Raw genomic sequence first — 20360 nt, forward strand, 5'->3', positions numbered from 1 at the left:
TAAAAGTGAAGTAATATATTTGAAAGAGAATGGGGATGCGGATATATGACGATTAAATGGATTGATTGGGTAAAACAAATACAATCTATAACCCAAGCAGGTTTAACGTATTCTAAGGATGTGTACGATATAGAACGCTTCCAACAATTACGAGACATTTCGATTTCGATGATGTCACATTACACAAAAACTGATTGGGAAGTTGTAGAGAAATTATTTGCAAGTGAGACAGGCTATCAAACACCTAAAGTTGATATAAGAGCAGTTGTTTTTCAAAATGAAAAGTTATTATTTGTGAAAGAAAAAAGCGATGGGAAATGGGCATTGCCAGGTGGATGGGCTGATGTCGGTTATACGCCAACCGAAGTTGCAGCAAAAGAGGTTGTCGAAGAGACGGGTTATGAGGTAGATCATTTTAAGTTACTAGCTATATTTGATAAAGAAAAACATCAACCATCTCCATCGGCGACGCATGTATATAAGATTTTCATTGGATGCGAGATTATTGGTGGAGAAAAGAAAACTAGCATTGAAACAGAAGAGGTGGAGTTTTTTGGTGAAAATGAATTGCCTAATTTATCAATTGCTAGAAATACAGAAGACCAAATTAAAGAGATGTTTGCCTACATGAAAGACCCGCAGAAAGAGAAATTAATAGATTAATCCTGCTTGAATTGTACATATTGTTAAAATGAAGATATTGGCAGATTGCAGCCTTTATGTAATAATGGGATGGTATGTGAAGAAAAAAGGAGATAAAAAAGAACATGTTAGCAAACATAATAGATCAGTTATTGCAATTTTTTGCAAGCTTAGGTTACTTTGGAGTAGCTCTTGCTTTAATGATTGAAGTAATCCCAAGTGAAATTGTACTTTCGTATGCTGGCTTTTTAGTAGCGGATGGTAAAATTAGTTTTGTGGGTGCAGTTATCGCCGGAACGATTGGTGGTACTTTAGCCCAAATCTTTTTATACTGGCTTGGATACTACGGAGGGCGTCCGGTTGTAGAGAAATATGGGAAATATCTGCTTATTAATAAACACCATTTAGACATAGCGGAAGGTTGGTTTAAGCGTTATGGAGCTGGCGTAATATTTTCTGCGCGCTTTATCCCAGTAGTACGTCATGCAATCTCTATTCCAGCAGGACTAGCTAAGATGCCATTAAAACTATTTACGCTTTATACGGTTGTAGCGATCATTCCATGGTCAATTCTATTTATATACTTAGGTGAAAAACTTGGTGGGAATTGGCGACAAATTAAAGAGTATGCATCTGATTACACACATTACATAATTATAGGAGCTGTTCTTTTTATTGCTCTATACTTCGGTTTAAAATATTTGAAAAAGAAAAAAACAACACGCTAAAGTCAATGATAATTCATTGGCTTTTTTTATTTGTTTCGGTTCGGTTCTAAAAAAAAAGAGTTGTCCATAATGTATAATAATAAAGCGTAGCGGAGGAATGTGATGAAAGGGTCACCGTTTATACGTGGAACGATATTTTTAACGATGGCAACGATGATATCAAAAATGTTAGGGTTTATATATGTTATACCATTTACAGCAATGGTCGGTACGAGTGGGTACGTTTTATATACGTATGCATATCGCCCCTATACAATTATGCTCAGCATTGCGACAATGGGATTACCACTTGCAGTTTCAAAAATGGTATCAAAATATGATCAACTGAATGATTATCATACGGTTAAGAGAGTGTTGAAAAGTGGAATCGTGTTTATGTTTATAATGGGAGTCATTTCGTGTTTTACGTTATATATGCTAGCTCCGCATTTAGCTAAGCTTGTCATCGATGGAAATGATCAAACGGGGAATAGTGTAGGAGCGGTTACTACTAATATTCGAATTGTAAGTTTTGCGTTAATACTTGTGCCAGTAATGAGTTTATTAAGGGGCTTCTTTCAAGGATTCCAATCGATGGGGCCTTCTGCATTAAGTGTAGTTGTAGAGCAATTTTTTCGGGTTTTAACCATTTTAATAGGAAGCTTTGTCGTTTTATATGTTTTAAAAGCGTCTGTTTCATTAGCGGTTGGTATTTCAACGTTCGGTGCATTTATGGGAGCTGTAGGTGGATTAACTGTTTTAAGTGCATATTATATAAGAAGGAGAAGGCACTTAAAGAAAAAAGAGATGGCAAGTATACCACAAACAACAAAATCCTTTTTCTCATTGTATAAGGAGCTCTTTACATATTCTATTCCTTTTGTTGTGGTGGGCTTAGCAATTCCGTTGTATCAGACTATTGATACATTTACAATTAATAAACTACTTATACAAATAGGGTATATGCAAGGAGAAGCGGAAAAAATTAATGCGATAATTGGTCTTGTTCAAATGGTTGTGCTCATCCCGGTATCCGTTGCGACAGCTTTTAGTATGTCTCTCGTACCAGAGATGACGAAAGCTTACACAGCAGGAAATACGAAGCTATTGTACAAACATTTTACGAGAACAAATGTATTAGTAGTAGCGATTACGGTGCCGGCTGCAATTGGAATGATTGTGTTAGCCAAGCCTGTATATACTCTTTTATTCGGTGCTGGAAATGATCCAGAGATGGGGAGAATCATTTTACAGTATTATGCTCCTGCTTGCATACTATTTTCTCTTTTTACAGTAACGGCTGCTATGCTACAAGGAATCAATCAACAGCAGAAGACGGTGCTAGGACTAGTGATTGGAATTATTGTGAAAATAGTTTTAAATATTGTATTGCTTCCGTATTTCGATTATGTAAGTTTTATTATTTCAACATACGCGGGCTATACGATTTCAGTTGGGTTTAACTTGTGGATGCTTTCTAAATATGTTATAAAGGCAACATAAGCTTTTAAGGCAGAGAGCACTCTGTCTTTTTCTATGTTTATAATATTTTTCTTATAAAAACGTTTTCAAAATAATTTTTCTATTGAAATTTAAACGTATGTTTCATATGCTGAGAATGGCGGTTTAAAAACTGTGATTTAAGAGAGGTAGATTCCTACATGTAAAAAGAATCGGGGTGATAGTATGTTAAATATATATTTAACAGACCGAAACGGAAAACTACAAGAGATTGAGGAAATGCAAAAGGGGTGCTGGATTAATGTACTTCATCCAACAGAAGAAGAAATTCAATATCTAGTACAAACTTTAAATGTAGACTTAGATTTCATTAAAGACCCTTTGGATGATGAAGAACGCTCTCGTATTGAAAAGGAAGACAATAATACTTTAATTATCGTGGATATTCCGACAGTTAGACATGACGAAGAAGGAAATTCGATTTATGACACGATTCCAATAGGTATGATTGTGATGCCAGATTGCTTTGTGACAATTTGTTTAGAAGAAAACCCAATTTTTGAACGTTTTATTAATCAACGTATTAAAGAATTTTATACGTTTAAGAAGACGCGCTTTGCACTTCAGCTCTTATATACGATTTCTACTTATTATTTAAGATACTTAAAGCAAATAAATCGAAAAACAATTGATTTAGAGCATCAATTAAATCAGTCAATGAAAAATAAAGAGATTTTCACATTATTAGGCCTTGAGAAAAGTTTAGTATACTTTACAACGTCATTAAAGGCTAATAAAATTGTGATTCAAAAGTTAATGCGTAATAGTACATTTTTAAAAATGTATGAAGACGATCAAGATTTATTAGAAGATGTATTAATTGAAAATAAACAGGCTATTGAAATGGCGGAAATATATAGTCACATTTTAAGTGGAATGATGAATACTTTTAGCTCCGTTATATCAAATAATTTAAATAGTGTTATGAAACTGTTAACGTCAATTACGATCATTTTATCTTTACCGACGATGGTTTCTAGTTTCTTTGGAATGAACGTAAAGGTTCCGTTTGAAGGGGAAGCCCACGGTTTTGTAATTGTACTCATCATATGTGTAACACTATCTTTCACGTTAGCTTTTGTTTTTTGGAAGAAACGTTACTTTTAACGATAAAAAAGCTGCTCTAGCATAGTTATATAACTACGCTAGAGCAGCTTTTTTGCTATGAAATCTCAAATTTTGAATAGAATATAACTTGTACAATGTAATGTATATAAAGGGTATGTATTCCATATAAACCTTGTCCAATTAATGAAATGGGGTTAAAATTACATATTGTTAATGAAAAGTTGGAGGAAATACATCATGGAATTGTTTCAATTACCGAAAGCATTCCTGCAAATGAATACAATTTTTATCTCCATATTGATCGAAGCACTTCCTTTCGTGCTCATTGGTGTATTTATTTCAGGATTCATTCAAATGTTCGTGACAGAAGATATGGTAGCAAAATGGATGCCGAAAAACCGATTTCTGTCTGTTTTAGTAGCTACTTTTTTAGGGATGTTGTTTCCAGGTTGTGAATGTGGAATTGTTCCGATTGTAAGACGATTAATCGGAAAAGGGGTTCCGCCATATGCGGGGATTGCATTTATGTTAACTGGGCCAATTATTAATCCAGTTGTTTTATTTGCAACATACGTTGCCTTTGGAAGTAGTATGCACATGGTATGGTATCGTTCTATTGTAGCGATTATCGTAGCAATTATCGTTGGAATTATATTATCATTTATGTTTAGAGAACATCAATTAAGAGATGATCACTTCCCAGAAGTGAATCATAAGCGTCCATTACGTAAAAAAATGTGGGATGTATGTACGCATGCTGTTGAGGAATTTTTCTCGATGGGAAAATATTTAGTATTAGGTGCGTTAATTGCAGCTGCAGTTCAAACGTTCGTACAAACTTCAACACTTCTTGCTATAGGACAAGGGCCGTTCTCTTCACCAGCTGTTATGATGGGACTTGCTTACATATTATCACTTTGTTCAGAAGCGGATGCGTTTATTGCTTCATCATTCCAAAGTACATTTTCAACAGCATCACTTGTCGCGTTCCTTGTTTACGGACCGATGGTGGATATTAAAAATATGTTTATGATGCTTGCGACATTTAAAACGAAATTTGTAATTGTCGTTACAGTTACAGTTACACTTGTTGTTTATGCAAGCTCACTACTCATTTATGCGATGGGGTGGTAGGTTATGTTTCGAGCGTATATATTATTAGGTTTTACAATATTAATTGCGCAGCTTCATATTTCGGGTAACATTACGAAGTATATCAATATGAAGTATGCTTATTTATCAACAACAGCAGCAATTATTTTAGGTTTCTTAACGATTGTACAAATTATCGTCGTTTTCCAAAAAGAGCACCAAAAGGAAAAAGAGAAAAATGATTGCAGTTGTGACCATAGCCATTGCGGGCATGATCATTCAAAAGATGAGAATACATGGTGGAAAAAAGCATTTTCGTACTCATTGTTTTGTTTTCCGATTATCTCAGGCTTATTTTTCCCGATTGCAACGTTAGATTCAGATATTGTTAAGGCGAAAGGATTTCATTTTCCTGTTGCACAAGCAGAAAGTAAGGATCCATTTATGACAAGACAATTTCTAAGACCTGATACGAGCATTTATTACGGGAAAGAAGGATACCGCGGTGTAATGGAAAAAGGGAAGAAAGAGTTTGTTACGAAAGACAATATTAATTTGAAAGATGAAGACTTCCTAAAGGGTATGGAAACAATTTACAATTATCCTGGCGAGTTTACTGGGAAAAAATTATCTTTTAAAGGGTTTGTTTTTAGAGATGATTCTTCTAAAAAAGAACAATACTTCTTATTCCGTTTCGGTATTATACATTGTGTAGCAGATTCTGGTGTGTATGGTATGTTAGTGAAAAAACCAGAAGGTGTAGAATGGAAAAATGATGATTGGATTCAAATAGAGGGAGAAATTTCTACTGAATTTTATCAGCCGTTTCATGCGAATATTCCTGTATTAGAAGTAACGAAATGGAATAAAGTTGAACAGCCGAAAGAACAATATGTATTTAGAGGGGCCGATTGATAAGATCGGTTCTTTTTTGTGGACTAAAAGTTCTGAATGTTGTTAATATTAAACGTGTAGTTCATTTCGTATAGTGATTATTGAAATATTAGGGATAAATCATTAAAGGGGTGATAACAATGACAGAAGTAAAGGGGAAAACAGCCAATGAGTCAAGGGTGTTCAAAACGAGCCGAGTATTCCCAACAGATTTAAATGATCATAACACGCTATTTGGTGGGAAGATATTAGCGGAGATGGATATGGTTGCTTCTATTTCAGCATCCAGACATTCGAGAAAGGAATGTGTCACAGCATCTATGGACTGGGTCGATTTCTTACATCCTGTTCGTTCTTCAGATTGTGTTAGTTATGAATCTTTCGTAATTTGGACGGGAAGAACTTCAATGGAAGTGTTTGTGAAGGTAGTGGCTGAAGATTTAATCTCAGGTGAGAAGCGTATAGCGGCAACGTCATTCGTTACTTTTGTGGCACTTAGTAAGGAAAATAATCCAGTTCCTGTACCGCGTGTTATCCCTGAAACAGAAGAAGAGAAAGAATTACATCGTATTGCTGTGTTACGTGCAGAACAGCGTCATATACGTAAGGCAGAGAGTAAGAAAGTAGCCACATTGTTAACCTTTTGAGATGAATATTTAGCCATTTAATTTACTATAGTAGGCGGAAATGGTTTTAAAATGAAAAGCGGACACCTAAAAATAGGTGTCCGCTTTTATAGTTTTTTCATCCACATATCATATGACAGTAGCTACTTAGCAGAAGCAAGCAGCACCGACGATGATTAAGAGGATAAATAATACGACTAGTAGCGCAAATCCATTACCATGTGCGAAGCCCATTGTTATTTCCTCCTTTTATTTTAAGATACAACATACAATATGCAAATGAGCTATTGTTTGATATGGACATATATCATGCAATGACATATTTTCTTGAATGATAATGTAATAAAAAAGGGAAGATATAGAAATAACAGTAAGTGGAGAAAGGAATTTATCCATGAAGCACTTTTTCGCTATAATTCTTTGTTTAATAGGTGTATTCATTTGGATGAACATCGATGTGGAAATGGGGAAGGAAATGGCTAGTGAATATGAATTAGGACAAGTTCGATTAGGTGAATTTCAACTATATACGAACGGTGAAGAGTTATATAGAAAATTATTTGACGATATAAACGATGCAGAAAAGTATATATATATCCATTTTTATATTGTAGGAAAAGATGAAATAAGCCAAGAGTTTTTACAGTTATTAGAGAAAAAAGCATCTAGCGGAGTAGAAGTGAAATTGTCAGTCGATCGGATAGGCGGATATAAGTTGAAGAAAAAGGTAATTAGCCGATTAAAGGAAAACGGTGTGAAGTTTACATTTAGTAAAAAACTGAAACTGAAAAATGTGTTCTATTCTTTGCATCAACGGAATCATAGACGCATTGTTACCATAGATGGAAAGATATCATACGTCGGTGGCTTTAATATCGGAAAGGAGTACCTTGGACAAGATCCGAAGTTTGGGCCATGGCGTGATTATCACGTGCGCATCCATGGTGATGGTGCAGCGGATATGGAAAGAAAGTTCGCCGAAGATTGGAAAGAAGATACAGGAGAAAAAATGCCTATACATGAAAGTATACCTACATTAGGGAATGTGAAATATCAATATTTATTTTCAAATGGAAAAGGCTTATGGGAAAAGTATGGGACACTTTTAAAAAAGGCTAAAAAGTCTTTAATTATCGCTACACCATATTTTGTACCAAGTAAAGAAATGGTGAAAGAGTTAAAAGCTGCATTAAATCGTGGTGTTAATGTAAAAATTCTCGTGCCATTTAAAAGTGATGCCATATTGTTAAAACAAGCTGCCTATCCATATTTGAAAGATATGTTACATGCTGGAGCGGAGATTTATCAATATCGAAATGGATTCTTTCATGGGAAAGTAACAATCATTGATGGAGAAATTGTTGATATTGGGACAGCGAATTTTGATAATAGAAGTTTTTATTTAAATTGCGAGTCTAACTGTATCATATATGATAAAACAGTTGTTGATGAAGTATGGAGTCGATTACAGGTAGACTTTCATAAATCAAAACGATTTTCTGAAGAAGATTTTGAGAAAATTAGTGGATGGGATTGGTTTTTAGCAAGAATAGCGAATGTTTTAGCATCATATTTATAGCATATGGACAAAAGAGAAGGGAGGCGCTTTAATGGACTGTATGAAAGAATTAATGAGATATAGTTATATACTAATATACAAGGTTGGAGAGTATGCTGGAAAGGTCAGAGACGAAGAATTAAAAAATCTATTACAGCACCATTTACCATATATGTTACAAGCATATAATGAACAAGTAAATTTTCAAGAAGGAGAGAATGTGCAGCATATAACCTGTGAAACAACGGAGTTTGGTTTGCATGAAATGGAAAAGGAAACAGTTAGTAAATATACAGGGGATATTCATATTGCAACCTGTTATATTGCGCACTTGAAACGATTAGCTTTAAAGTTTGCTCAAGTTGCAGTGGAAGTTGCTAATCCGGAGTTTCGCTCATTTTTGGAAAATTGTTTCTTGAAAATGAACCGTTACGCTTATAGTGTGTGGCAATATGTTATGAAGAAGGAATATAAGATTACACATCTATATGAAAATGAAAAGTTTGCATGAGAAACTAAGGCGGAATGGTATGCGCCTTAGTTTTTTTACGTCCATTGAGAGGGGAAAACTAGTTTTATTGTGTATCAATTGGAAATGAAATATATAAATTTAAATTAGGTTTTGTTATCAGAAAATTTACAAAAATTTACCGTATATTTACTGTTTTTCAATCTCTTCTTTAAAAATAGAGAGTAATATGAGGTTGTACATATTCTATCACAAGGGGGAAACGCAAATGAATAAATGGGTTAAATCATTAACTGCTATGGCACTTGCAAGTTCTTTATTAATGGTAGGTTGTAGTAAAGGTGAGGACAAGAAGAAAGAAGACGAAACAACAACACAACAAGAGGACAAAAAGGATAAAGAAACAAGCGGAACTGAGAAGTCTACGGATTCTAAAGAAAAGAAATAATGTAATAATAGAGCTTCCTCTTTTATATGAGGAAGCTTTTTTGTTGTAAATTGATTGAGATTATTGAAAAATAGAAAGAGAATGAAAGAGGGGGAAAACAAATGAAAGTATGTATATTGGGAGCAACAGGACGAGTAGGTTCAAATATAATTAATTTAGCATTAAAGGATTCAGCTGAAGTGACTGCATTAGCGCGTGATTTAAATAGAATAGAAATACAACATGAAAGGTTACGAGTTATAGAAGGTAATGTATTGAACGAAGAGGATATAAAGAAAGCGATAGAAGGAAGTGATATAGTAATTAGTGCACTTGGAACGGATCAAAATAGAACATTAGCGAAGAGTATGCCACAAATTATAAAGCAAATGGAAGAAGCAGGGGTTCATAAAATTATTACAGTAGGAACAGCCGGTATTTTACAAGCAAGAACAAATCCAAATTTATATCGTTTCCAATCAACGGAATCCAAAAGGAAAACGACAACAGCAGCAGAAGATCATTTGGCTGCATATAAGGTACTAAGTAATAGTAATAATTTATGTTGGACAGTTGTTTGTCCGACACATTTAATAGACGGTGAGGCGACAGAGGTATATCGAACTGAAAAAGATATATTGCCAGAAGGTGGATCAAAAATTACAGTGGGTGATACGGCACACTTTGCATGGGATCTATGTAAGAAAAACATATATGAAAATAGCCGAGTAGGTATTGCATATTAAAAAACCATCCCGAAGTCGGGATGGTTAAAAGATGATATAACATACGAAGATGATAATCATAATGATTTGGAGAATTGCTTTCGCTACTGTACTGCTTAAAAAACCAACTACAGTAGCGACTCCAACTAGAAAGGCATCTTTTGGCGCTTTTTTATGCACTAGTTCTGTTATAAATACTGATAAGAACGGTATGATAATAAGTCCGAATGGTGGGAAGAAAAACGATCCAACAATGATAGAAATCATTCCGACACGTTCGCCCCATTTAGAACTACCGTATTTTTTTAAGAAATATCCATTTGCAATAAAATCAGCAACGAAAATGAAAAGAGTGAAAATGACTTGAATAATCCAAAAAGAAGTTGTTAATTCTCCTCCATTTATACCGAAATGGTAAATCAAATATCCAGCCCAGACAGCTAGTATGCCAGGGATAATGGGATAAATAAAGGCGAGAAATGAAACAATGAAACAGGCAATGATACAAATTGTTAATAAAACAGTCACTTTATAGCTCCTTTTTAATATCTAGTTTATGTACAGCAACTTTTTTGACTTGATGTCCATCAAGTTCTAATACTTTAAATTGAAAACCAGCATATTCAATGGAATAGCCAGCTTCAATATTTAAGTCAACTGCTTGAGAGAGAATCCACCCTCCGATTGTATCTAAATCACTATCATCAATATGTAGGCCAAACATATCATTTACTTCAGAAATAAGTACCTTTCCATCTACAACAGTAAGCTTAGGTGTACGTTTTTCAATCATAGGTGGTTCATCCGCATCGAATTCATCTTGAATTTCTCCAATGATTTCTTCAAGAATATCTTCCATCGTTAAAAGTCCGGCAGTGCCACCATATTCATCCATAACGATTGCCATCTGAACGCGATTTTTTTGAAGGTGGACTAACGTTTTACGAATTGGAACTGTTTCAAATACAGTTAGAACAGGATGTATATAAGATTCAAGTGGTTTATAAATACCTTTCGTTTGATCATGGAATACTTCTTTCGTATTGATCATCCCAATGATATCATCTTTATCTTTTTCAATGATTGGATAGCGTGTATATTTCTCAGTAGCGACGATATCCATATTTTCTTCTAACGTATTTTCAGTAGATAAGCAAATCATTTCGGTACGAGGAACCATAATTTCTTTCGCAACTCGATCATCAAATTCAAAAATGTTATTTACATATTTATATTCGGTTTGGTTTATTTCACCGCTTTTAAAACTTTCACCTAAAATGAGTCGCAATTCCTCTTCAGAATGAGCAAGTTCATTTTCTTTCGCAGGTTCTAATCCGAGTAGTTTTGTGAAAAATATAGCTGCACTATTTAGTAGCCAAATGAATGGATACATAATTTTATCAAATAAAATAAGTGGTCTTGCAAATTTGAGTGTGATTGCTTCTGCTTTTTGAATTGCGAAAGACTTTGGAACTAACTCACCTAATACAACGTGGAAAAATGTAATAACACTAAAAGCAATAACAAAAGATAAAGTGTTAGCCATTGTTCCAGTAATATTAATTTTTTCAAAGAGCGGTCGTAGTATATGCTCCACAGTCGGTTCACCAAGCCAACCAAGCCCTAAAGAAGTGATCGTAATGCCGAGTTGACAAGCTGATAAATAAACATCTAAATTAGATAGGACACTTCTTGCAGCTAAAGCTTGTTTATTACCTTCATTTGCAAGTTGGTCAATTCGACTTTTACGTACTTTTACAACAGCGAATTCTGATGCGACGAAAAAGCCAGAAATAAGAATAAGTACAAATATGAGAAAAATATTTAATATGTCCAAGTGTGTTCTCTATTCCAAGGTTTGGAATAAAGATGTCACCTCCTGCAATTATGTTATACTTTTATAATAAATCCAAATGAAAAGAATAGTCAAAGGAAAAGGGTAAATATTGGTATGTTTCTGTAATAGTTTTTGAATTTGCTGTTATTTTGTCCGCTATACAAAAGGAATAACCCCTTACTTTTAGATTATAGAGGGTAATTTCAAATTAAGGTTTTGGAACACTTCTTGTTAAAGTATATGACTGTTGCTTGGAGTAGTTTGTGGTCCATAGTGTTTGAAGAAAAGAAAGTATGCTATATGGGATATAGAGTAGTAATAAGCCTATTGTAACAATTATGGGTGAATTTCCGCCAAATTGAACGATAAATTGTAACAGTCCACTTGTATGAAAAACGCATTCCATAAAAACGAATGAAAGAATAATGGAACCTAAAATTGATTTATGATTCGAAGTAAGCGCCAAAAACAATGTATCCACAAGAAAAGAATCATGTTTTATTTCATATTCATTTGTGTTTTTCAAGAAAGGAATCCATTTTTTTATTGCTTGCATAACGATAATCATGGAAGTACTACATACGATGATAAAAGATGAGTAGTAAGGAAGGTTTATAAATTGTGCGACGTATAGAAGTAGTAATAAGACTGAACATTGTAATACTACAGTGCAAAAAGAGTAAGGTATCCAATTCAATACAGTAGTAAACTTTTTAAACGAGTTAGGTACTTTGAAAAATAAATGGCCGATACCCAAACTTATGAAAAATCCGATCGCAAGGGTAAAAGTAAAACGAACAATCGATATAAAATATATTTCCCATATGTAAGGGAATAATGGTGTTGAATGATTAGAAGTATGTATCATTTGATTTGCTGAGAAAAAGATAGATTCATGCATCCAATCAACCTTTGGAATTGATATAGAAGAAAGCTGTGCGAAGTTTTGAAAAATGCTAATAAATCCATTTTGATAAGAGTAATTGTGTGTAATAAAAAGAGCTGGAATTGGACTTATGGCAAAAATAACAATAACACCAATTATTAATTTGTATATATGTGAGCGTAATAAGGACATATAACCACCTACTCTTGGAATATTCAGAAAATTCTTATTCTTATTTTAGCCGTTTTTGGAGCAAGTTACAATATATTTTTCTTCATGTATGGGCATATGGATAATTTTAAATTGTATTTAGAAATCTATTTTATGTGTGGAATATAAAGCAGAAACTGGTATGTAACAGTACAAATACAAAAAGCGTGAACAGTTTTGCATTTTCACGCTTTTTGTGTGGAATGAAGAGAATGTAGGGAAATGTTGAAAGGATTAAATAGATTTTTAAAATTGGAAAGTGATACCATAAAATTAAACGATGTTTAACTGATACATTCTAGAGGGGGGAGATAAATTGGGGGGAAATGAAAACGTATCAACGAAAGAAAAGATTTTAAATACAACATTGGAATTAATTAAAAAAGAAGGTTTTGAAAGGGTAACGATAAGAAAAATTGCAGCATTGTCAGATGTAAATATCGCGCTTGTAAATTACCATTTTGGTTCAAAAGAAAAGTTGATTAGTGAGACGATTAGAGTCTTATTAATTAGCTTTCAAGGCACTTTTTCTATTTTAGATAATATTACAGTGCCAGCAAAAGAAAGATTAAAAATATTTTTATTGGATTATGTACTAGTAATTCGGCAATATCCGAAGTTAGTTAGGAAGATTATTGCAATGGGAACTACGGCATTTACATCTCAATACGAATATGGGGATTTTTTGAAGAGGCTAGGTTTTAGTAAAGTGAAGAATATTTTGAGCGAAATAACGAATGAAACGGATCAGGAAATTTTAATGATGATGACAGTACAAATATTTGGATCTATTTTTCTTCCCACATTAATGATGCCAATTCTCGAATCAGGGGCAGATATAAAAGTACCATCTGTAGAAAAACAGATTGATTTCCTATTTGAACGCTATTTTTATAAAAATTGAGATAGTGGGTGATAGAGATGGCTAGTTTCTTTAGAAAGCATTGGTGTGATATAGGATTAGTGGTCGCTATTGTTGTCGTAGTTTGTTTAGTCGCGAATTTGGGAGAAATGAGTGAAATGAAAGTACTGTTATGGTTAAGTTTTGTGGCCATTTTAGTGCATCAATTTGAAGAGTATCGTTGGCCAGGTTATTTTGCTGGTCTATTTAATGTAGTTATATTTAAAAGTGATATACCAGATCGCTATCCATTAAATACGCAATCTGCTATGGTAATAAATATTTTGATTACGTATGTTTTTTATTTACTCCCGGTTTTCTTTCAAAATATAATATGGCTTGGGTTGGCACCTATTTTAATGGGATTTTTTCAATTCATATGGCATGGTATTTTTGCGAATATAAAAGCTAAAACAATATATAATCCGGGATTAGGTGCGGTTGTATTACTACATGTTCCAATTGGTTATGTATATATGAGATATATTCTTTTACACAATCTGGCTACAAATTTGGATTGGTTATTTGGGGTGATCTACTTTCTAATAGCTACCTATTTTTTAATTATAAAAGGAAATATATTAATGAAAAGTAAGGAGACAAATCATTACTTTTCTAAAAAGCAACTAGGTCCGTACAAATGATACATTGAAGTGATTCAGAATTCAGAGGAAGGGTTTTAGATGCTGAAGAAAGTGCAAGTGAAGGATTCATGAATAAATTATGACAAGAAAATGGAAAATTTTCAGAAAAATAAAATAAATTATTTATTTTTTTCTGAAAATATAATATAGTTATGGCACAGAAAGTATTTTAACATAAGGAGGCTTTTTATGAGGATTAAAGGGAATTACGTGCCGAAAAGGGAAGTTTTACTGTGCTCAAGTTCGATTACGATAGGGGAAGCGTTAGAGCATTTAAATAAAACGGGGTATCGTTGTGTACCAGTTTTAGATGAAAAAAAAGAGAAATTTTTAGGGAATATATATAAAGTAGATATTTTAGAATATAAAGGATCGCTTGATGAGAGTGTAATACAATTATTAAACGATAAAGAAGGATTTGTGAGAGAAGATTCATCTTTCTTTAAAGTATTTTTTACAATAAAAAAATTGCCATATTTATCAGTAGTTGACGAAAAAGGGATTTTCCTTGGAATTTTAACGCATAAAAAAGTTTTTGAGTTATTAGAGGATGCATGGGGCGTTCACTCTAGTAAATACTCTGTCATGATTGGAACGCAAGACTATAATGGAGCAATTCAAAAGTTATCGACAGTTTTAAAGAAATACACTGGTATTCAAAGTTTGATGACTTTTGATAATGATGCCTTATTAGTTCGGAGAATTATGTTTACATTAGGAGAAGAGTTTAACGACGGTGAATTAGAGACATTATTGAAAGATTTAGAAGATCACGGATTTAGAGTTGTGTATGTGGAAGAGATGAAAAATCCACGTGAAGTTGAAACGATAGAGTAACATACAAAAGCCATCTAATTATCTTGGATGGCTTTTGTTATGTTACGTGTGTAAAGTTATTTGAAAATAACGATAGGATAATAGGAGAGATTGTAACAATATTTGTGTAAGAGAATAAAAATTGTAGATAATTTCGATTTTCAAAAAAATCAATTTGAAAATATGTTTTTATTTTGCAACTAAATATGTTACTATATGTGTGATAAAAACAAAGAGGTCTGACAACTATACTCCACGTAATAACACTCTAATGATGTAAAAATTCAAAAAAATCAAAATTCGAAAATAACAATTGTATTAATGATTAGAGTAAAAATAAGGGGAATGGAGAAATTATGGAGAAAGACACTGCTTTGTAAGGGGCATATTTTATCATCTTGAGCAGAGAGGAGGATGCATAGCATATTGTAAAATATAGAGATAAACAATGGAAAAGTGCTATGCAAATGAAGAGCATGAAGGGACGTTTAAGGCCAGGTGATACGGTAGCAATTGGTTTAATGCTATTTGCATTATTTTTAGGAGCAGGAAATTTAATTTTTCCGCCAGTTTTAGGTCAACAAGCAGGAGAGAATGTTTGGATTGCTACAATAGGATTCCTTGTAACGGGAGTCGGATTACCCCTACTAGCTGTAACAGCTGTCGCGTTTGTAGAGGGGGACTTGAAAGCGCTGTCTTCTAGAGTCCACCCTATATTTGCGTTTATTTTCCCATTGATTAGTTATTTAGCAATTGGACCATTTTTCGCAATCCCGCGTACTGGAGCTGTTTCGTTTGAAATGGGTATGAAGCCGTTTTTATCAGAGGCAATGGTTTCAGAGTGGTACATGCTATTTCTTTTCACGATAGTTTTCTTCGGAATAACGTGGTATTTATCATTAAATCCATCTAAATTAGTGGATTGGTTCGGAAAGTTTCTTACGCCACTATTGGTATTAATTGTCGCTGTTATTGTCGGAAAGGCAATTATTGATCCAATTGGAGAGCCGGCTGCGCCGTTAGCTGCTTACAAAGAAAATGCTTTCTTTGGTGGATTTATTCAAGGATATTTAACGATGGATGCAATTAGTGCTCTCGTATTTGGAATTGTCGTTGTACAAGTTATTCGCTCTAAAGGGATAAAAGAGAGTAGTCAAATTGCAAAAATAACAGTCGTATCAGGTATTATTGCTGTACTTGGTTTAACGTTAATTTATTTATCACTTGCTTATCTTGGTTCAACAAGTACATCACTTGGTGTCTCAGAAAACGGTGGTCTTATTTTAACGAATGTTGTAAATGAGCTATATGGGACGAGTGGTAAAATTTTATTGGGGCTTGTTATTATACTCGCTTGTTTAACAACTTCTGTTGGGTTAACATCTGCGTGTGCGGGTTTCTTTACAAACTTATTCCCAAAACTTTCACATAAAACGATTGTAACAATGGTATGTGTATTTAGTTTAATTGTATCTAACCTAGGTTTAACACAATTAATCGCCGTAACATTACCTGTGTTAATGATCATTTATCCAGTTGCAATTGTATTAATCGTACTTTCGTATTTCCATAAGTGGATTGGGAAGCGTAATACAATTTATATTGGAGCTATTTTAGGTGCATTGTTAATTAGTTTCTTTAACGGTTTAGAAAGTGCGAACATTAAAATTGACGTGATTTCTAATGTACTACAAATGTTACCGTTATATAACGAAGGAATCGGATGGTTAATTCCATCATGTATTGGCGGGATTCTCGGTTTCTTCCTCTATAAATCAAATGAATCAAGTAAATTACAAAAGAAAGGTGCTTAGGCACCTTTCTTTTTTTGAAGGGGATTTTTATATTTTGTCTAAGTAATAATTGGGAGGAATGATAAAATGGCTAATTTTGAAGATTTTTTAAATTTGGATTTGCGAATTGGAACTGTAATACATGCAGAGGAATTTAAAGAAGCGAGAGTTCCAGCGATTAAACTAGAAATTGATTTTGGAGAAATTGGGATAAAGCAGTCAAGTGCTCAAATTACGAAAAGGTATAGCCCAGAAGGTTTAGTCGGTCAACAAATTGTTGCTGTTGTAAATTTCCCGCCAAAGCGTGTAGCTGGATTTAAATCGGAAGTGCTTGTGCTTGGCGGCGTTCCTGAAGCTGATGATGTTGTGTTGCTTCAGCCTAATATGGAATTGCCAAATGGAACAAAAATTAGCTAGGGTGAAGGCAGGGGCTAATATGGGTATCGGACGAGAATATTTACAATGTGCGATTTCGAACTTTAAAGCAACAAAGAAGCAAGGGGAACGGGCACTTTCTCAATTATCATACGAACAAATACAATGGTCTTCTCATGAAGAAACAAATAGTATAGCGATTATTATAAAGCATCTGCATGGTAATATGCGTTCTAGATGGACGGATTTTTTAACATCTGATGGTGAAAAAGTTGATCGTGACCGAGATGGTGAATTTGAAGGAGGCTATTCTTCAAAGAAGGAAGCCCTTGCAGCGTGGCAAGAAGGATGGGAATACGTTTTTAATACGATGAATACGATATTGCCGGAACATCTATTGAAGACGGTATACATTCGTGGTGAAGCTCATACGGTCCTGCAAGCAATTGAAAGGCAAATTTCTCATTATGCATTGCATATTGGACAGATTATTTACATCGGTAAAATGTTAAAAGAAAATGAGTGGCTATGTTTAAGCATTCCTAAAGGACAGTCAACTCGTTATGTAGAGAAAAAACGTTCAACATAATAATAAGAAAGAAACCGATAAAAAATGGGGAAAAAGAAAGTCAGCCAAATAATAGATGGTTCTGTAATCATAAGAATACTGCCAAAAATAAGTCCATATACAATAAGAAAGAAATTGAAAAGTGTATTCACAGGGAGAAACCGTGAGATGAACACTTGCTGTCGTTTAAAACAATCACTGTGAAATAAATAAAAGCGGAAGCACCATGTGGCTGTAATAAGATCTTTCTTTCTTACAATTCTTTTTTTGCATGTATGACAGATAAATGGTGGTTGCATTTCATTACGCTCCATTTTTTATTTTCATAATAATGTGAGACAAAAGTAGGTACAAAGTGTAAGTTCCTATATACGCTCCTGCAATAAGGAAAAATGGATTCAGTAAAATTCCATGAATGCTTGTCATGAAAACTAAATCTTGTATTAAAACATCGTATATATTAATGGAAATAATTGTACCGAGTACATACAGTGCCAAGTACGCAGAAATATGTAGCACAATAGAGACTTTTGGATGCTTAGCGGACAAATAAAAAATGAATGATAGAGCGATTGGTAATATTCCTATTAATAGCTTCAATTCATTTCACCTCATTAACAATATAGCCGAAATTTTAACGGTCTATTCTCTAGGGCTTGTACATAACTTGAAATAGAGAGGTGATAGTATGAATCGGGGCTTTTTTTTTATGAAGTTTACAAGCATGCGTAAGTTAGTTTTATTTGTTATTACTACAGTGCTAGCGACTTTTTTTCTTATTAGTATGATGGTAACCTCTATGAAAGAGACGAAGTCAACGTATTTATATAATTGGTTAAATGAGTTATCGATGAATGGTTACATGTATGTACTTGGAAAAGAGAATCATTATTTTACACAGGAGTATCGAAATTTGAATCAAGATTTTTCAATTTCTTCTTTTCTCTTTTCTATGGCTACAAATATTCGCTTTAATGATGTACGCAGTTTTGTCGGGAAAGAGCTCCCTGGGTTTGGTAAGTACGATACAGAAATTGTTATTGCGGGTGAGGGTACAAATTATTCTAACTTACCGATAGAGTCGAGTGTCCCTCTTGAAGAAGTAGTGAAGGAACGGACTAGTGGAACTGGACAAGCACCTAAACAAGATACGAGTAAAGAGAAAAAACAGCCGTCCCAAACGACCGGGAAAAGACAAGTTGCGTTTATTTATCATACACATAGCTGGGAATCCTATTTACCTTTACTTAACTTAACGAATGACCCGAATCCGAATAAAGCAACGAGTTCTGTATCGAATATTTCTATATTAGGAGACCGTTTCCGTGAACAACTAGAAGGTGAAGGAATTGGCGCCACTAACGATAAGAGTGATGTTGGTCAAAAGTTAATAAGTAAAGGTTTAAACAGTAATAGTTCGTATAAGATGTCACGAGAAATTGTGCAGCAAGCTATGGCTGGAAATAAAGATCTTCAATACTTTTTTGATTTGCATCGTGATAGTGCCCGAAAGAATGTAACGACAAAAACAATTGGAGATAAATCATATGCAAAGCTTGCATTTGTAGTAGGGAAAGGAAATAAAAACTATGAAAAAAACTTACAATTAGCGACAGCTTTACATGAGGCGATTAATAAGAAATATCCAGGAGTGAGTCGTGGGGTCATTCAAAAAGGGTTCCAGACAGGAAATGGAATCTATAATCAAGACCTATCAGGACAAGCGATATTAATAGAAGTTGGCGGTGTAGATAATACAGAGGAAGAATTGAATCGATCAATTGATGCACTTGCTAAAGCATTTGGTGAATATTTTTGGCAGGCAGAAAAAGTGAATGGATAAAGTGAAATTTAAATTGGTGAGAGACCTCACCTGATGAAGATGAGTTCACAGTATTTTTGAAAAAACGTAAGTGTAATGCTTGCGTTTTTTCTTTGTAATGATGAGACGTCACAGAATAGACATAATTTGTCGTTGTTATAGTAATATCGAAATTTGTCAATTTATAGTAGGAGATTTACAAAGGGATTTTCGGGAAAGTAGAGAAAATCTTTTTATAAGGAAAACTTTTTATTATGAAACTGGTAGGGTGATTGAAGTGATTAGGGAAATCAAAATAGAAGATGCAGCATCATTTTTGCAATTAAGTAAGCAATTAGATGAAGAAACGAAGTTTATGTTATATGAACCAGGAGAAAGAAAAACTACAGCTGAGCAACAAGAAAAAATGATCCATCGCTTTATAGAAAATGAATATGCAACAATATTTGTAGCAGTTGAAGATGAGAGGATAGTAGGTTTTATATTAGTGAATGGAAATAACATTCAAAGAAAGAGGCATGTAGCAACCATTGTAATTGGTATTTTGCAAGAGTATAACGGGCGAGGTATTGGGACGAGATTGTTTAAAGAGGTTGAGAAGTGGGCAAAATTACATGATGTATGGCGTTTAGAATTAACAGTAATGGCCCACAATACAAGAGCTCAGGCACTATATAAAAAAGCTGGATTTGAGAAAGAAGGTGTCAAAAAAGCTGCTCTTATTATCGATGGAAAGGGCATCGATGAGTATGAAATGGCCAAATTATTAAAATAAGAGG

At 33.9% G+C, this 20360-nt stretch carries 25 protein-coding genes; 19 read left to right on the plus strand and 6 right to left on the minus strand.

Annotation, left to right across the window (positions count from 1 at the left end):
• The first annotated feature begins 45 nt into the window (after positions 1-45).
• The 7 genes from ASE54_RS03375 to ASE54_RS03405 all read left to right on the plus strand — a co-directional run bounded on the left by ASE54_RS03375 (position 46) and on the right by ASE54_RS03405 (position 6571).
• A complete protein-coding gene (locus ASE54_RS03375; protein WP_000153595.1) occupies positions 46-663 on the plus strand; it encodes an NUDIX hydrolase in 618 nt (205 codons plus the stop codon).
• A 104-nt stretch (positions 664-767) separates the two neighbouring features.
• A complete protein-coding gene (locus ASE54_RS03380) occupies positions 768-1370 on the plus strand; it encodes a DedA family protein (protein WP_000880690.1) in 603 nt (200 codons plus the stop codon).
• A gap of 102 nt (positions 1371-1472) precedes the next feature.
• On the plus strand, positions 1473-2852 hold the full coding sequence (locus tag ASE54_RS03385; protein WP_000678844.1) for a polysaccharide biosynthesis protein: 1380 nt from the start codon (positions 1473-1475) through the stop codon (positions 2850-2852).
• A gap of 183 nt (positions 2853-3035) precedes the next feature.
• Positions 3036-3977 (plus strand): magnesium transporter CorA family protein, encoded by a 942-nt coding sequence (locus ASE54_RS03390; protein WP_000932389.1) that lies wholly within the window; start codon positions 3036-3038, stop codon positions 3975-3977.
• A 198-nt stretch (positions 3978-4175) separates the two neighbouring features.
• Positions 4176-5072: a permease gene (locus tag ASE54_RS03395; RefSeq protein WP_000418726.1), complete on the plus strand. Its 897-nt coding sequence runs from the start codon at positions 4176-4178 to the stop codon at positions 5070-5072.
• Between the two features lie 3 nt (positions 5073-5075).
• Complete coding sequence (locus tag ASE54_RS03400) at positions 5076-5945, plus strand: TIGR03943 family protein (protein ID WP_000488058.1); 870 nt, start codon at positions 5076-5078, stop codon at positions 5943-5945.
• Between the two features lie 119 nt (positions 5946-6064).
• Positions 6065-6571, plus strand: coding sequence for an acyl-CoA thioesterase (locus tag ASE54_RS03405; RefSeq protein ID WP_000141164.1), 507 nt, complete (start codon positions 6065-6067; stop codon positions 6569-6571).
• A 126-nt stretch (positions 6572-6697) separates the two neighbouring features.
• Here ASE54_RS03405 and ASE54_RS33560 read toward each other — a convergent pair whose 3' ends face one another.
• Entirely contained in the window at positions 6698-6784 is an 87-nt protein-coding gene (locus ASE54_RS33560) for a YjcZ family sporulation protein (protein ID WP_000505094.1), read from the minus strand.
• 160 nt (positions 6785-6944) lie between these two features.
• Here ASE54_RS33560 and cls point away from each other — a divergent pair, with 160 nt between their 5' ends.
• The 4 genes from cls to ASE54_RS03425 all read left to right on the plus strand — a co-directional run bounded on the left by cls (position 6945) and on the right by ASE54_RS03425 (position 9750).
• Positions 6945-8129, plus strand: a complete 1185-nt coding sequence (cls, locus tag ASE54_RS03410) for a cardiolipin synthase (RefSeq protein ID WP_000680093.1) — start codon at positions 6945-6947, stop codon at positions 8127-8129.
• A gap of 31 nt (positions 8130-8160) precedes the next feature.
• Positions 8161-8619 carry a spore coat protein gene (locus ASE54_RS03415; RefSeq protein ID WP_000340536.1) on the plus strand — a complete coding sequence of 153 codons (459 nt, stop codon included), beginning with the start codon at positions 8161-8163 and terminating at the stop codon, positions 8617-8619.
• Positions 8620-8845: 226 nt separating this feature from the next.
• Positions 8846-9025, plus strand: a complete 180-nt coding sequence (locus ASE54_RS03420; RefSeq protein WP_001045962.1) for a hypothetical protein — start codon at positions 8846-8848, stop codon at positions 9023-9025.
• A 101-nt stretch (positions 9026-9126) separates the two neighbouring features.
• The gene (locus ASE54_RS03425) at positions 9127-9750 is read left to right on the plus strand and encodes an SDR family oxidoreductase (protein ID WP_000861641.1); all 624 of its coding nucleotides are present in this window, start codon (positions 9127-9129) and stop codon (positions 9748-9750) included.
• A 24-nt stretch (positions 9751-9774) separates the two neighbouring features.
• Here the strand turns inward: ASE54_RS03425 and ASE54_RS03430 are convergent, their stop codons facing one another.
• The 3 genes from ASE54_RS03430 to ASE54_RS03440 all read right to left on the minus strand — a co-directional run bounded on the left by ASE54_RS03430 (position 9775) and on the right by ASE54_RS03440 (position 12644).
• Positions 9775-10257 (minus strand): DUF456 family protein, encoded by a 483-nt coding sequence (locus ASE54_RS03430; protein WP_000217335.1) that lies wholly within the window; start codon positions 10255-10257, stop codon positions 9775-9777.
• Position 10258: 1 nt separating this feature from the next.
• The gene (locus ASE54_RS03435) at positions 10259-11566 is read right to left on the minus strand and encodes a hemolysin family protein (protein WP_000353734.1); all 1308 of its coding nucleotides are present in this window, start codon (positions 11564-11566) and stop codon (positions 10259-10261) included.
• A 208-nt stretch (positions 11567-11774) separates the two neighbouring features.
• Positions 11775-12644, minus strand: a complete 870-nt coding sequence (locus ASE54_RS03440; protein WP_000055306.1) for a hypothetical protein — start codon at positions 12642-12644, stop codon at positions 11775-11777.
• A 334-nt stretch (positions 12645-12978) separates the two neighbouring features.
• Between ASE54_RS03440 and ASE54_RS03445 the strand changes: the two genes are divergently transcribed.
• The 6 genes from ASE54_RS03445 (at position 12979) to ASE54_RS03470 (ending at position 17780) form a co-directional block, all read left to right on the plus strand.
• Positions 12979-13566 carry a TetR/AcrR family transcriptional regulator gene (locus tag ASE54_RS03445; protein WP_003260685.1) on the plus strand — a complete coding sequence of 196 codons (588 nt, stop codon included), beginning with the start codon at positions 12979-12981 and terminating at the stop codon, positions 13564-13566.
• Positions 13567-13583: 17 nt separating this feature from the next.
• Entirely contained in the window at positions 13584-14207 is a 624-nt protein-coding gene (locus tag ASE54_RS03450; protein WP_000135769.1) for an HXXEE domain-containing protein, read from the plus strand.
• Positions 14208-14396: 189 nt separating this feature from the next.
• A complete protein-coding gene (cbpA, locus tag ASE54_RS03455; RefSeq protein ID WP_001220522.1) occupies positions 14397-15044 on the plus strand; it encodes a cyclic di-AMP binding protein CbpA in 648 nt (215 codons plus the stop codon).
• A gap of 440 nt (positions 15045-15484) precedes the next feature.
• Positions 15485-16837 (plus strand): branched-chain amino acid transport system II carrier protein, encoded by a 1353-nt coding sequence (gene brnQ, locus ASE54_RS03460; protein WP_001178100.1) that lies wholly within the window; start codon positions 15485-15487, stop codon positions 16835-16837.
• A gap of 66 nt (positions 16838-16903) precedes the next feature.
• Positions 16904-17233 (plus strand): chaperone CsaA, encoded by a 330-nt coding sequence (gene csaA / locus ASE54_RS03465; RefSeq protein ID WP_001263021.1) that lies wholly within the window; start codon positions 16904-16906, stop codon positions 17231-17233.
• The gene (locus ASE54_RS03470; protein ID WP_000435822.1) at positions 17214-17780 is read left to right on the plus strand and encodes a DUF1572 domain-containing protein; all 567 of its coding nucleotides are present in this window, start codon (positions 17214-17216) and stop codon (positions 17778-17780) included. The genes csaA and ASE54_RS03470 overlap by 20 nt, the downstream gene beginning before the upstream one ends.
• On the opposite strand, the gene ASE54_RS33565 is transcribed toward ASE54_RS03470, so the two are convergent.
• Together ASE54_RS33565 and ASE54_RS03475 are read right to left on the minus strand one after the other, a co-directional pair.
• Entirely contained in the window at positions 17753-18058 is a 306-nt protein-coding gene (locus ASE54_RS33565) for a hypothetical protein (RefSeq protein ID WP_043333388.1), read from the minus strand. The two genes, ASE54_RS03470 and ASE54_RS33565, sit on opposite strands and share 28 nt — an antisense overlap.
• Positions 18059-18062: 4 nt before the next feature.
• The gene (locus tag ASE54_RS03475) at positions 18063-18359 is read right to left on the minus strand and encodes a hypothetical protein (RefSeq protein WP_000770731.1); all 297 of its coding nucleotides are present in this window, start codon (positions 18357-18359) and stop codon (positions 18063-18065) included.
• 88 nt (positions 18360-18447) lie between these two features.
• Between ASE54_RS03475 and ASE54_RS03480 the strand changes: the two genes are divergently transcribed.
• Positions 18448-19602 (plus strand): stage II sporulation protein P, encoded by a 1155-nt coding sequence (locus ASE54_RS03480; protein ID WP_001079284.1) that lies wholly within the window; start codon positions 18448-18450, stop codon positions 19600-19602.
• A gap of 256 nt (positions 19603-19858) precedes the next feature.
• Positions 19859-20356, plus strand: a complete 498-nt coding sequence (locus ASE54_RS03485) for a GNAT family N-acetyltransferase (RefSeq protein WP_000617583.1) — start codon at positions 19859-19861, stop codon at positions 20354-20356.
• Positions 20357-20360 lie beyond the last annotated feature (4 nt).

It is taken from the genome of Bacillus sp. Root131 (assembly GCF_001429475.1).
GTDB classification, from domain to species: domain Bacteria; phylum Bacillota; class Bacilli; order Bacillales; family Bacillaceae_G; genus Bacillus_A; species Bacillus_A thuringiensis_S.

Excerpts from the sequence above, each read along its gene's own strand:
- ASE54_RS03375 (WP_000153595.1), top strand. The coding sequence starts at position 46 with ATGACGATTAAATGGATTGATTGGGTAAAACAAATACAATCTATAACC.
- ASE54_RS03380 (WP_000880690.1), top strand. The coding sequence starts at position 768 with ATGTTAGCAAACATAATAGATCAGTTATTGCAATTTTTTGCAAGCTTA.
- ASE54_RS03385 (WP_000678844.1), top strand. The coding sequence starts at position 1,473 with ATGAAAGGGTCACCGTTTATACGTGGAACGATATTTTTAACGATGGCA.
- ASE54_RS03390 (WP_000932389.1), top strand. The coding sequence starts at position 3,036 with ATGTTAAATATATATTTAACAGACCGAAACGGAAAACTACAAGAGATT.
- ASE54_RS03395 (WP_000418726.1), top strand. The coding sequence starts at position 4,176 with ATGGAATTGTTTCAATTACCGAAAGCATTCCTGCAAATGAATACAATT.
- ASE54_RS03400 (WP_000488058.1), top strand. The coding sequence starts at position 5,076 with ATGTTTCGAGCGTATATATTATTAGGTTTTACAATATTAATTGCGCAG.
- ASE54_RS03405 (WP_000141164.1), top strand. The coding sequence starts at position 6,065 with ATGACAGAAGTAAAGGGGAAAACAGCCAATGAGTCAAGGGTGTTCAAA.
- ASE54_RS33560 (WP_000505094.1), bottom strand. The coding sequence starts at position 6,784 with ATGGGCTTCGCACATGGTAATGGATTTGCGCTACTAGTCGTATTATTT.
- cls (WP_000680093.1), top strand. The coding sequence starts at position 6,945 with ATGAAGCACTTTTTCGCTATAATTCTTTGTTTAATAGGTGTATTCATT.
- ASE54_RS03415 (WP_000340536.1), top strand. The coding sequence starts at position 8,161 with ATGGACTGTATGAAAGAATTAATGAGATATAGTTATATACTAATATAC.
- ASE54_RS03420 (WP_001045962.1), top strand. The coding sequence starts at position 8,846 with ATGAATAAATGGGTTAAATCATTAACTGCTATGGCACTTGCAAGTTCT.
- ASE54_RS03425 (WP_000861641.1), top strand. The coding sequence starts at position 9,127 with ATGAAAGTATGTATATTGGGAGCAACAGGACGAGTAGGTTCAAATATA.
- ASE54_RS03440 (WP_000055306.1), bottom strand. The coding sequence starts at position 12,644 with ATGTCCTTATTACGCTCACATATATACAAATTAATAATTGGTGTTATT.
- ASE54_RS03450 (WP_000135769.1), top strand. The coding sequence starts at position 13,584 with ATGGCTAGTTTCTTTAGAAAGCATTGGTGTGATATAGGATTAGTGGTC.
- cbpA (WP_001220522.1), top strand. The coding sequence starts at position 14,397 with ATGAGGATTAAAGGGAATTACGTGCCGAAAAGGGAAGTTTTACTGTGC.
- brnQ (WP_001178100.1), top strand. The coding sequence starts at position 15,485 with ATGCAAATGAAGAGCATGAAGGGACGTTTAAGGCCAGGTGATACGGTA.
- csaA (WP_001263021.1), top strand. The coding sequence starts at position 16,904 with ATGGCTAATTTTGAAGATTTTTTAAATTTGGATTTGCGAATTGGAACT.
- ASE54_RS03470 (WP_000435822.1), top strand. The coding sequence starts at position 17,214 with ATGGAACAAAAATTAGCTAGGGTGAAGGCAGGGGCTAATATGGGTATC.
- ASE54_RS33565 (WP_043333388.1), bottom strand. The coding sequence starts at position 18,058 with ATGCAACCACCATTTATCTGTCATACATGCAAAAAAAGAATTGTAAGA.
- ASE54_RS03480 (WP_001079284.1), top strand. The coding sequence starts at position 18,448 with ATGAATCGGGGCTTTTTTTTTATGAAGTTTACAAGCATGCGTAAGTTA.